The organism is Mucilaginibacter sp., assembly GCF_965200995.1.
Classification (GTDB): Bacteria; Bacteroidota; Bacteroidia; order Sphingobacteriales; family Sphingobacteriaceae; genus Mucilaginibacter.
On sequence record NZ_OZ241743.1, the window covers coordinates 2217576 to 2230134 of the forward strand.

Annotated in this window: 10 protein-coding genes; 7 read left to right on the plus strand and 3 right to left on the minus strand. The window is 48.5% G+C overall.

Features of this window, described 5'->3' with window-relative positions; translation table 11 throughout:
• Positions 1 to 8 precede the first annotated feature (8 nt).
• Together ACY652_RS10485 and ACY652_RS10490 are read left to right on the plus strand one after the other, a co-directional pair.
• Positions 9 to 1175 (plus strand): redoxin domain-containing protein, encoded by a 1167-nt coding sequence (locus ACY652_RS10485; protein WP_462264324.1) that lies wholly within the window; start codon positions 9 to 11, stop codon positions 1173 to 1175.
• Between the two features lie 182 nt (positions 1176 to 1357).
• Positions 1358 to 2515 carry a redoxin domain-containing protein gene (locus tag ACY652_RS10490; RefSeq protein WP_462264325.1) on the plus strand — a complete coding sequence of 386 codons (1158 nt, stop codon included), beginning with the start codon at positions 1358 to 1360 and terminating at the stop codon, positions 2513 to 2515.
• 248 nt (positions 2516 to 2763) lie between these two features.
• On the opposite strand, the gene purD is transcribed toward ACY652_RS10490, so the two are convergent.
• A complete protein-coding gene (gene purD / locus ACY652_RS10495; RefSeq protein WP_462264326.1) occupies positions 2764 to 4038 on the minus strand; it encodes a phosphoribosylamine--glycine ligase in 1275 nt (424 codons plus the stop codon).
• Positions 4039 to 4276: 238 nt separating this feature from the next.
• Between purD and secA the strand changes: the two genes are divergently transcribed.
• The 5 genes from secA (at position 4277) to ACY652_RS10520 (ending at position 9859) form a co-directional block, all read left to right on the plus strand.
• Entirely contained in the window at positions 4277 to 7579 is a 3303-nt protein-coding gene (secA, locus tag ACY652_RS10500; RefSeq protein WP_462264327.1) for a preprotein translocase subunit SecA, read from the plus strand.
• 137 nt (positions 7580 to 7716) lie between these two features.
• Positions 7717 to 8181 carry an SPOR domain-containing protein gene (locus ACY652_RS10505; RefSeq protein WP_462264328.1) on the plus strand — a complete coding sequence of 155 codons (465 nt, stop codon included), beginning with the start codon at positions 7717 to 7719 and terminating at the stop codon, positions 8179 to 8181.
• Complete coding sequence (locus tag ACY652_RS10510) at positions 8174 to 9358, plus strand: M20 metallopeptidase family protein (protein WP_462264329.1); 1185 nt, start codon at positions 8174 to 8176, stop codon at positions 9356 to 9358. The genes ACY652_RS10505 and ACY652_RS10510 overlap by 8 nt, the downstream gene beginning before the upstream one ends.
• Positions 9359 to 9410: 52 nt before the next feature.
• A complete protein-coding gene (locus ACY652_RS10515) occupies positions 9411 to 9611 on the plus strand; it encodes a DUF2683 family protein (RefSeq protein ID WP_462264330.1) in 201 nt (66 codons plus the stop codon).
• Positions 9602 to 9859: a Txe/YoeB family addiction module toxin gene (locus ACY652_RS10520; RefSeq protein ID WP_462264331.1), complete on the plus strand. Its 258-nt coding sequence runs from the start codon at positions 9602 to 9604 to the stop codon at positions 9857 to 9859. Before ACY652_RS10515 ends, ACY652_RS10520 begins: the two co-directional genes overlap by 10 nt.
• Positions 9860 to 9937: 78 nt before the next feature.
• Here the strand turns inward: ACY652_RS10520 and ACY652_RS10525 are convergent, their stop codons facing one another.
• Positions 9938 to 10753, minus strand: a complete 816-nt coding sequence (locus ACY652_RS10525; RefSeq protein ID WP_462264332.1) for an enoyl-ACP reductase FabI — start codon at positions 10751 to 10753, stop codon at positions 9938 to 9940.
• Between the two features lie 76 nt (positions 10754 to 10829).
• Positions 10830 to 12491, minus strand: a complete 1662-nt coding sequence (recN, locus tag ACY652_RS10530; RefSeq protein WP_462264333.1) for a DNA repair protein RecN — start codon at positions 12489 to 12491, stop codon at positions 10830 to 10832.
• Positions 12492 to 12559: the final 68 nt, after the last annotated feature.

The following is a 12559-nucleotide window of genomic DNA, read 5'->3' on the forward strand; positions in this document are numbered from 1 at the left end:
AATTGTTCATGATAAACAAACTGATTTACGGCCTGCTGGCCCTGCTGCCTTTGGGCGCCGCCGCCCAAACCGGCGGCAGCTTTACCATTAAGGGCAAAGTAGGCAATTTAAACCCGCCGGCACGTGCCTACCTGTTTTATCAGCTGGGCGCTGATAAGGTGTTGGATTCGGCCACTATTACCAACGGTAACTTTGAAATTACCGGAAATATATTTAACCCGGTAAATGCCGGCATTGTGATTGACCATAAAGGTGTGGGTATGGCTAATCTGGCCACACAAAGTTCGGCTGCAGCCCAGCCGGATGCCCTGAGCCTGTATCTGGATAAAGGCACCATTCAGGTAACCAGCGTTACCGATTCGGTTAAAAAGGCAGAGATAACCGGCTCGTTAATTAATGATGATAATAAGCGGCTGATGACACAGCTGGCCGGGGTGACTGCAAGGGTGCAAAGCATTTACGCCGAAGCTAACGCTGCACCACAGGCTAAACAGCAGGAACCCGGTTTTCAAAGCGGTATGCAGGTTCGCTTTAAGGCATTGCAGGCCGAGCAGGAAGGCATCCTGAAAACGTTTGTGCGCAGTAACCCGAATAGTTATTTGAGTTTGCTGGCCCTGAGTTCGCTTGGCGGCCCCTCGGCTGATCCGGCCGTATTGGAGCCGCTGTTCAACTCATTATCCCAAAACCTGCGCGATTTAGACCAGGCCAGGCAGTTATATACCTCCATCCAGGCGCTGAAGGCCACAGCCATAGGTGTGCAGGCGCCCGATTTTACGCAGAACGATGTAAATGGCCTGCCGGTAAAGCTGTCCTCATTTAAAGGCAGATACGTGCTGATTGATTTTTGGGCTTCATGGTGCCCGCCCTGCCGCCAGGAGAACCCCAACGTGGTAAAGGCGTATACTAAATACAAAGGTAAAAAGTTCACGGTGTTAGGCGTATCCTTAGACCGGCCCGGCGCGAAGCAGGACTGGCTGAACGCCATTAAAGCCGACGGCCTGAACTGGACCCAGGTATCAGACCTGCAATACTGGAACAATGCTGCCGCTGCGCTGTACTTTGTGCGGAGCATCCCGCAAAACTTCTTAATCGACCCTAACGGTAAGATCATCGCCAAAAACCTGCGCGGGCAGGAGCTGGAGGATAAACTGGCCGAACTGCTGGGAAAGGGTTAAGCGTTTTTATAATAGTTTAAGGCTTTAGTTGGGGGGCCGATGCCCAGCAGTACCCGGTCATCAGATAGTTATTAATAGGTGTAATTGTAAAATAATATCTATTGGTTTAGTATTCTTTTTAGGCAGGGTTGATATAAATCCCTATTTTAGCGATACTTACACACACAAATACAATCTGCACTATGAAAAAAACGATGTTAACGCTGCTGGCCGCACTGCCGGCTTTGGTATTTGCCCAGGAAAAGTATACCATTAAAGGGAAGATTGGCACGGCTACGCCGCAAACTAAAGTGTTTTTAACTTACCGCAGGGATGGTAACAACGCAGCCGACTCGGCCAAAGTGCAAAACGGCAACTTTGCCTTTACCGGAACTGTGCCTGATATTACCACCGCCACGCTGGTGGTAGATTATAAAGGCGCCGGTTTAGGCCAACTGGACCGTAAGGCAAAGGCCGACGTATTATCCTTGTATCTGGTAAGCGGCGTAACCAATGTGGTAAGCGCCGATTCATTAGCTAAAGCCAAAGTAACGGGTACTGCGGTTAATGTGGATTACCAGGGCTATCAGGCTTACCTGAAACCGGCTAACGCCAAATATCAGGCGTTATTGGCTTCCTATACCAATACGCCAAAGGAGCAGCGCACCAAAGAGTTTGAAGATAATTTTGAAAAGCAGTATGATGCGCTGCAGTTAGAGCAGCAGAACAGTAACAAAGCCTACCTGCAATCTCATGCTAATTCGTATGTGAGTTTACAGGCGTTAAGCTCGGCAGGCGGCCCTTACCCTGAGTATAATGATATGCAGCCGCTATATAGCAAATTGTCGCCTGCGGTACAAAACACCAAAGCCGGTAAAGCCTATGCCGACCGTTTAAATAAGTGGAAACTGGTGGCGTTAGGTGCACAAGCCCCCGAATTTGCACAGGCCGATACCAATGGAAATGTAGTTGCACTCAAATCATTCAGAGGTAAATATGTGTTGGTGGATTTTTGGGCTTCCTGGTGCGGCCCTTGCCGCCAGGAGAACCCCAACGTGGTAAAGGCGTACAACCAGTACAAAGATCGCAATTTTACCGTATTGGGCGTATCATTAGACCGGCCAAACGATAAAGATAAATGGCTGAAAGCTATCCATAATGACAAGCTGACCTGGACCCACGTTTCTGACCTGAAGTTCTGGAACAACGAAGCCGCCCAGTTATACGGCGTGCAGGCCATCCCGCAAAATTACCTGCTGGACCCCAATGGCAAAATCATCGCCAAAAACATTCGCGGCGAAGAGCTGAACAGCAAACTGGCAGAACTGCTCAGCAAAAATGATAAGGTGAAGGCAGAGTAATTACTGCCTTAGTTATAAATTACGAAAGGCTGTTTCTCTTGAAACGGCCTTTCATATTTTTTGTCCCTCCCCTGGGAGGGCAGGGAGGGGTCTCTGCACTGTTGTTTGAATCCGGATTTACAGGATTAATGTTAATTAGTAGAATTGATTTTTAAGTTGTCATTCTGAGCGATAGCGAAGAACCTGTACACTTGGCTCTGCTACCGTACAGGTTCTTCGCTATCGCTCAGAATGACAAAGAAAAATTGTTAAATCAAATCAAATCCGATATCCTTCCTGAAATACTTACCATCATAATAAATGCGGCTGGCATCCAGGGTGGCCTGTTGCAGGGCGGTAAACAGGTCTTCCTGTAGTGAGGTGATGGCCAGCACCCGGCCGCCGGAGGTTTTTACCTCGTCGCCCTGCAGTGTAGTACCGGCATGGAAGGCGATAGAGCCGCGCACATTGTCCAGTCCGGTAACGGTGCGGTCTTTCAGGTATTCGCCGGGGTAACCGCCGGCCACGCACATTATGGTAGCTGCAGTTTTACCGGAGATGCGAAGCTCTCTTTCCTGCAGGTTGCCTTCGGCCACACCTAACAGCAGTTCTACCAGGTCGCTTTCAATGCGGGGCAGTACGCTTTCGGTTTCCGGGTCGCCCATGCGGCAGTTGTATTCAATCACCCAGGGCTCGCCGCCACAGTTCATCAGCCCGATAAAGATAAAACCCTTGTAAGGAATACCGTCCTGCTTCAAACCTTCAACGGTAGGGATCACCACCTGCTGCTCCACCTTCTGCATAAATCCAGCATCTGCAAATGGTACCGGCGAAACGGAGCCCATGCCGCCGGTGTTCAGGCCGGTATCGCCTTCGCCAATGCGCTTATAGTCTTTGGCTTCGGGTAGTATCTGGTAGCTGTTGCCGTCGGTAAGCACAAATACCGATAATTCGATGCCTTGCAGAAACTGTTCTACTACCACCTTGTTACCGGCTTCGCCAAATTTGGCTTCGGTAAGCATTTGTATCAGTTCCTGCTGGGCTTCCTGCAGGCTCAGGCAAATGAGTACGCCTTTACCGGCTGCCAGTCCGTCAGCTTTCAATACTACGGGCAGGCCGCAGGTGGCTAAGTATTCAAAGCCTTCCTGCAGGGTGTCGCGGGTAAAGGTGCGCGAAGCTGCGGTAGGAATATTATGCCGCTGCATAAACTGCTTGGAAAAATCCTTACTGCCCTCCAGTTGGGCGCCTTCGGCCTGCGGGCCAATCACCGGGATGCTTTTCAACTGCTCATCGGCTAAAAAGAAATCATGAATGCCTTTTACCAGCGGCTCTTCGGGGCCTACTACCACCAGTTGCACCTGATTAGCCAGTACAAACTGTTTAATGCCCTCAAAATCGGTAACCTTTAAATTTACGTTGGTGCCATACTGACCAGTACCTGCATTGCCGGGCGCAATGAACAACTGGCCGCACAACGCACTTTGCGACATTTTCCAGGCAAAGGCGCTTTCGCGGCCACCCGAACCGATGAGGAGGATATTCATGCGGGCAAAGATAGGGGAATAGATGCAAGAGCCAAGAAACAAGAATCAAGAGCCAGGATTTTATACGTGCTATAAATGAAAAACTTTACTTGGTATAGGATTACGTATGAGCAAAAGCCAAAGTCTTGGCTCTTGTTTCTTGGCTCTTGCCTCTAAAACTTGTACCTTTACCTGTCATAATGGCTTTAGGCTGCCATTGGCGTAATAATTGAAATAAGTGCGGTAAGCAAAATAGAATATGTTAGGATTTATCAGTAAGCTTTTTGGAAGTAAATCGGAGCGGGATGTAAAAAGCATCCAGCCGCTGGTAGAAAAAATAAAAGGCGAATTTGCAAAGCTCGAAGGCATCAGCAATGATGAATTGCGGGTTAAAACCATTGATTTTAAGGAGCGCATTCAGCAGGGACTGGCTGAAATTGACGAAAATATACGTGCGGCCAAAGAAGAGGCCGAGCATCCCGAACTGGATGTGAACGAAAAGACCGAGTTGTACGCACGGGTAGATAAGCTGCAGAAAGACCGCGACAAGGAACTGGAAGTGATCCTGATGGCTATCCTGCCTGAAGCCTTTGCGGTGGTAAAGGAAACGGCCCGCCGTTTTGCCGGTAACAAAACCATTGAGGTAACCGCTACCGAGTTTGACCGTATGCTGGCCCAGTTTAAACCCAACATTCAAATTCAGGGCAATAAAGCTATACACCATAACACCTGGAAGGCCGCCGGTACCGATGTAACCTGGGATATGGTGCACTATGATGTGCAGCTATATGGCGGTATCGTACTGCATTCGGGTAAAATTGCCGAGATGGCTACAGGTGAAGGTAAAACATTAGTGGCTACCTTACCGGCTTACCTTAATGCTTTGGCCGGCCAGGGCGTACATATTGTAACGGTGAATGATTACCTGGCCCGCCGGGATTCCGAGTGGATGGGGCCGCTGTATGAGTTCCACGGCATGTCGGTAGATTGTATTGACCGCCACGAGCCGAATACGCCATCGCGCCGCAACGCTTACCTGGCCGATATTACTTTCGGTACCAATAACGAATTTGGCTTTGATTACCTGCGCGACAACATGTCGGGCGATATTGCCAGCCTGGTGCAGCGCAAACACCACTTTGCCATGGTGGATGAGGTGGATTCGGTACTGGTGGATGATGCCCGTACACCGCTGATCATTTCCGGCCCGGTGCCGCGTGGCGATGAGCACGAGTTTTATATGCTGAAACCACGCATTGAGCGTTTGGTAAAAACGCAGCGCGATTTTATTACCAATGTACTGAACGAAGCCAAAAAGCAGATCAACGATGGCAAGACCGGTACGGATGAAGGTGGTTTGGCCTTATTGCGTGCCCACCGTGGCCTGCCAAAAAACAAGCCGCTGATTAAATACCTGAGCGAAGGCGGCAACCGGCAGTTATTGCTGAAAACAGAAAACTACTATTTACAGGACCAAGGCAAGGAAATGCCAAAGGTAGATGCCGACCTGTATTTTGTTATCGACGAAAAAAATAATTCGGTTGAACTGACCGAAAAGGGTATTGAGCTGATTACCGCTTCGGGCGAAGATCAGCACTTCTTTGTGATGCCGGATGTAGGCAGCGAGATTGCCGAGATTGAAAAATCAAGCCTGGGCGCCGAAGAAAAGGTAGCGAAGAAAGATGAGCTGATGCGCGATTTCTCCATCAAATCGGAGCGTATCCATTCGGTAAATCAGTTATTGAAGGCTTATACCTTGTTTGAGCGTGATACCGAATATATTCTGGACGAGGGAAAGGTAAAGATTGTGGACGAGCAAACCGGCCGTGTGCTGGATGGCCGCCGCTATTCTGATGGCCTGCACCAGGCGATTGAGGCTAAGGAAAATGTGAAGGTGGAAGATGCCACCCAAACCTTTGCCACCATTACGCTGCAAAACTACTTCCGTATGTATCATAAACTGTGTGGTATGACGGGTACAGCCATTACCGAAGCCGGTGAGTTCTGGCAGATATACAAGCTGGATGTAGTAGAAATACCATCCAACAAAAGTATAGACCGTGATGACCGCCAGGATTTTGTGTACCGCACCACCCGCGAAAAATATAATGCCGTGGCCGATGAGATTGTGGCCTTAACCCAGGCCGGTCGCCCGGTGTTAGTGGGTACAACTTCCGTTGAAATTTCGGAGTTATTGAGCCGTATGCTAAAGCTGCGCGGCATCAAGCATAATGTACTGAATGCCAAAATGCACCAGAAGGAGGCCGATGTGGTAGCCGAAGCCGGTAAGGCAGGCACCGTAACCATTGCCACCAACATGGCCGGCCGTGGTACGGATATTAAGTTAGGCCCGGGCGTAAAGGAGGCAGGCGGTTTAGCCATTGTAGGTACAGAGCGCCACGAGTCGCGCCGGGTTGACCGCCAGTTGCGTGGCCGTGCCGGTCGTCAGGGCGATCCGGGGTCTTCCCAGTTCTTTGTATCGCTGGAGGACGGACTGATGCGTTTGTTTGGTTCAGAACGTATTGCCAACATGATGGTGCGCATGGGTATCGAGGAAGGTGAAGTGATTCAGCACTCCATGATTACCAAATCCATCGAGCGTGCGCAAAAGAAGGTAGAGGAAAATAACTTCGGTATACGCAAACGCCTGCTGGAGTATGATGATGTGATGAACTCGCAGCGTACGGTAGTTTATGCCAAGCGCAAAAACGCCCTTTTTGGTGACCGTTTGGATGTAGACCTGAACAATACCATATTTGATGTGGTAGAAGATGTGGTTAACGAGTTTAAGGATGCCAATAATTTTGAGGGATTTGAACTGGAAGTTATCCGCCTGTTTGCGGTAGAGATTGAAACCACGCCTGAAGAGTTTGCCGCCTGGAATGCGGCACAGCTTACCGACGCTACTTTTCACACCGTAATTGATTTCTATCACCGTAAGCAGGAAGCCATTGCCGAGCAGGCTTTCCCGGTATTGAAGGAAATGTTTGATACCGGCGTAGCTGCAGGGCAGGCCGTAATGGTGCCGTTTACTGATGGCGTACACATGATGCACGTGCCTGTACCTTTGGATAAAGCTGTAGCTAATGGCGGGTTAGAAGTATTTAAATCCTTTGAGAAAAGTGTAACCCTTACGCTGATTGACGAAGCCTGGAAAGAGCACCTGCGCGAAATGGATGAGCTGAAGCAATCCGTTCAGAATGCCGTTTACGAGCAGAAGGACCCTTTGCTGGTTTACAAGTTTGAGGCTTTTGAACTGTTCCGCCAGATGCTGGCCAATGTGAACAAGGAGCTGGTAGCGTTCTTATTCAGAGGTGGAATACCCGTACAGCAAGAGCAGCCGGTAGAAGTACAGCAGGCAAGGCCGTCAAGGCCGAACCCTGATGCACGTAAGATAAAAGCTTCGAAACCGGAACTGGTACACGAAAGCAACGGTGTACCCATAGAGGATTTAGATGAATTACGTAAGCCGGAGCCGGTAAGGGCCGAACAAAAAATCGGCAGGAATGATCCCTGCCCGTGCGGAAGCGGCAAAAAGTTCAAGAATTGCCACGGGGCGTAATTGATATTACATTAAATCACTTAACGTCATTGCGAGGTACGAAGCAATCCTCTACTTACAGCGCAGCCTTTTATAGCTGATTTGCATATTAGGGATTGCTTCGTACCTCGCAATGACGTGTTAAATAATTACATTACGTGACAAAGCAAGCAGTACTCATTTATAAAACACTAAGTTTAATAAGCGGATGCTGCTTTTTTGTGTTTATTTTCGCTGCGCCGGCCACTGCCCAAACCCGCGGCCGGTTAGAAATTGTAAAGGATAGCCGTATTGATACCTTAATTGCCCGGCGTTATGCGCCCAGGAAAGGAGGAGCAACAGGTAACGGATATTCGTCTTTTGGTTACCGGGTACAGTTCTTTACCGGTTCCAGCCGGCGCGATGCTTTCCGGGCGCAAACCCAGTTTCAGGAGCAGTATCCTGATATCCGCACCTATATCAGCTATCGCGAACCTAATTTTAAAGTAAAAGCGGGTGATTTTCGTACCCGTTTAGAAGCAACTAAACTGATACAGCAGTTACGTCCGCAGTTTAGCATGCTGTTTATTTTATCCGAGCGCATCAACACGCCGCTTAACATTGCCCCTACCACCAATGATTAAAGAGAAGATACAGGCTTTGGCCCGGCAGATTTATACCGGTGTGGTAAGCACCCGCCGCCACCTGCATATGCACCCTGAGTTGTCGTTTCACGAAGCAGCTACTTCGGCCTATGTGGCTGCCCGGCTGGATGAACTGGATATTCCCTATACCCGCATGGCGGATAACGGATTGGTAGGCTTAATTAAGGGACATAAACCCTCAGACCAGGTAGTGGCCCTGCGGGCAGATATGGATGCTTTACCCATCACTGAGGCTAATGAGGTAGGCTATAAATCTCAAAATCCTGGTGTAATGCACGCCTGCGGACACGATGCGCATACTTCTTCGCTATTAGGCACAGCTAAGATACTGACGGAACTAAAGGATGATTTTGGCGGCACCATAAAACTGATATTTCAGCCGGCGGAGGAAAAACTGCCCGGCGGCGCAAGTTTGATGATTGCCGAAGGCGTACTGGATAACCCCAAGCCGCAGGCAGTGATCGGGCAGCACGTAATGCCGCTCATTGACGCCGGCAAGGTAGGTTTCCGGGCCGGTAAGTATATGGCCTCTACCGACGAATTGTATGTAACCGTACATGGCAAGGGCGGCCACGGTGCACAGCCGCAGCAAAATGTAGATCCGGTGATTATCACGGCCCATATCCTCACCGCTTTGCAGCAGGTGGTAAGCCGCTTTGCTGATCCTAAAAGCCCGTCGGTACTATCCTTTGGTAAGGTGATTGCTAACGGCGCTACCAATGTGATTCCCAATGAAGTGTATCTGGAAGGTACCTTCCGTACGATGGATGAAAAATGGCGTGAGGAAGCGCACCGCCGCATGAAAAAGATGGCCGAAGGCATTGCCGAAAGTATGGGAGGACGGTGCGAATTTAATATCATGAAAGGGTATCCCTTCCTGGTGAATGAAGAAAAGCTAACTGCCGCCACCCGCAGCCATGCCGAGGATTACTTAGGCAAAGAGAATGTGCTGGATTTAGACATCTGGATGGCCGCCGAAGATTTTGCCTATTACTCGCAGGTAGCCGATAGCTGCTTTTACCGCCTGGGCACCCGCAACGAGAGCCGGGGCATTACTTCATCCGTACACACCCCAACCTTTGATATTGAGGAAAACGCACTGGAAGTAAGTACCGGACTGATGGCTTACCTGGCCGTTAAACAGTTAGGAAACTGATTGAATTAAAGTCGTTTCCAGGTATATATAGTATAAATACTTAGATTTGATTATGGAATTGAAGTTGAAAAACGTTCAGAAAAAACATTTGGCACTTATTTCAGAGCTGGCAAAGACGTTAAAGATTGAAGTGGAGCAAGCTGTTGATGATAATTCCTACAATCCTGACTTTGTGCAAAAAATATTAAAAGGAGATCAGGATTTAAAAGAAGGAAAAGGTGTCAAAGTAGATGTTAAAAATTTATGGAAGTAATATTTCTTCCTGAAGCGATTGATGATCTTCATTACTGGCAGCAGATTGGAAATAAGCAAATTCAAAATAAGATAGAACAACTACTCATTGCTATTCAAGCCAATCCGTTTCAGGGCATTGGCAAACCAGAAGCGTTAAAGTATAAGTTAGCCGGTAAATGGTCGAGAAGAATTAACGGTGAACATCGAATTGTTTATGATGTAAAGGATGACCAAATCAATGTTTACTCATTGAAAGGGCATTATTAAGCAATTCATAAAAGCTAAAAAAGCGTTAGCCCGAATGGAACTAACGCTTTTTTAGCTTTAAAATATTATTAACGGCCCTTATTCCTTCTCCATCTGCTCAATCACCGCCTGGGTAACACCAGTGAAAGAGAAACCCCCATCATGGAACAGGTTCTGCATGGTTACCATTTTGGTGAGATCAGAGAATAGTGTTACGCAGTAATCCGCACACTGGTCGGCGCTGGCATTGCCCAGCGGACTCATCTTCTCGGCATAATTGATAAAACCGTCGAAACCTTTTACGCCCGAACCAGCCGTAGTGCGGGTGGGAGATTGGGAAACGGTGTTGATACGTACCTTCTTCTCGGTACCATAGTAATAACCAAAGTTGCGGGCAATACTTTCCAGCATCGCTTTGTTGTCGGCCATATCATTGTAATCAGGGAATACGCGTTGGGCGGCAATGTAAGTTAAAGCCACTACCGAACCCCATTCGCTGATGGCATCCTGTTTTAAGGCTACCTGCAAAACGCGGTGCAGGCTTAAGGCCGAGATATCCATACCCTTATGGGTGAAATCATAATTATTCTCCGGGTAGCGGTTGTTCTTGCGCACGTTCAGGCTCATGCCGATGGAGTGCAGTACAAAATCAACCTTGCCGCCAAAATGCTCCTGGGCTTTGGTGAACAGGTTTTCAATATCGGCAGTTACAGTTACGTCGGCAGGAACTACCGGTGCGTTAATTTCTTCGGCCAGTTGGTTGATGGCACCCATGCGCAGGGCGATAGGGGCATTGGTGAGTACAATTTCTGCGCCTTCCTCGTGGCAGCGCTGTGCTGTTTTCCAGGCAATTGACTTTTCGTCAAGTGCACCAAATATAATTCCTTTTTTACCTTTTAGTAAGTTGTAAGCCATTGTATTGAATGATGTTTTCGAGTGGGTAAAGGTATCAATATTTATGAGTATGTAAATAATGCAGTGAATGCATAATTTATCCTTTCAACAACTCCTTTGCATTCTTCAATGCACTTTCGCCCGGGTTATCGCCGCTCAGCATTTTGGCAATTTCGGTGATACGCTCCTGTTTGTTGAGATGTTTCATGCGGGTGGCGGTAGCTGTACCTTCATTATCTTTATACACAAAGTAATGGCTGCTGCCTTTGCTGGCAATTTGCGGCAGGTGGGTAATGGTGATCACCTGCAGGTTACCGGCCAAACGTTCCATAATCTGGCCTACCTTGTTAGCTACCTCGCCGGAAACGCCTGTATCAATCTCATCAAAAATAATGGTAGGCAAAGCTGTGTATCGGGCAATGATGGATTTGATGCTTAACATCAGCCGCGAAAGCTCACCGCCGGAAGCTACCTTGCTCATCTCGGACAAGGAATGTCCTTTATTGGCGGTAAAGAGAAATTTGATCTGATCAGTGCCGGTCTTGGTCAGTTCATTTTGGGCTGTGGGCTGCTGTTCCACTTTCAGGATAGCGTTGCCCATGCCCATTTCACCCAGTGTTTCCATTACCTGGCGCTCAATTTCAGGAATAGCTTGGGTGCGGTTGGTTGATAACTGCCCGGCCAGCTTTTCCAGTTCTTCCTTCTGCAATTCTATCTGCTCACGTAACTGCTCGATTTCCTCACCGCCTGATTCTACCTGCTGTAGTTTGTTGGACAGATCATCCTGTATGGCCAGCAGCTCGGTATTGCTGCTTACCCGGTGCTTTTTCTGTAAATTATAAATTAAGGTAAGGCGGGTGTTAATCTCGTAGGCACGCTCCTCGTTCATCAAGGTGCGGTCTTCCAACTGCTCTACCTCGGCGGCAATATCGCGCAGCTCAATTATGGTACTGTTCAGGCGCTGGTACAGGTCGGCAATCTCGGTGCTGAATTTTTCCAGCGAGGCCAGCTGGTGCCCGGCTTCGCGCAACTGTAGTATGGCCGAAGTTTCACCTTCCTGCATCAGGTAATGGGCGCCGCTCAGGCTGCGTTTGATTTCCTCGGCATTATTAAGGGCAAACAATTCCTGCTCCATCGGCTCCTGCTCATCGGGCAGCAGGTTTACCTTTTCCAGTTCATCAAACTGAAACTGGTAAAAATCCAGGTCGGCCTTAGCCTTTTCATTTTCATCTATCAGTTGCTGCAGGCGGCTCACGCTTTTACGGTACGCCCGGAACTTTCCCTGGTAATCGCTTAATAAGTCGGCATGTTTAGCGGCAGCATCCACCACCAGCAACTGAAATTCGGGGTCGTTGATTTCTAAGGTAGCGTGCTGCGAATGAATATCAATCAGCTTTTCGCCCAGTTGCTTCATAATGGCCAGGCTTACCGGCGTATCATTCACAAAGGCGCGTGAGCGGCCATCAGCCGAAATTTCGCGGCGAAGTACCGTTTCCGGCTCATAGTCCAGGTCGTTGTCCTCAAAAAAAGATTTGAGGTGAAATCCGGAGATTTTAAACAAGCCCTCAATTACACATTTTTTTTGCTGATTGAAGAAGTAACGGCTCTCGGCCCGCTGACCCAATATCAGCGAAAGCGCACCCAGAATAATGGATTTACCGGCCCCTGTTTCACCGGTCAGAATGTTCAATCCGCCATCGAAACTGATGTCCAGATTGTCAATCAATGCGTAATTATTTATGGTAAGCTGATGCAGCATAAAAAGTATCCCCTTGCTTAGGGGATACTAAATTACAAATAATGCGCCTGATTTGTTAGAGAAAGGGA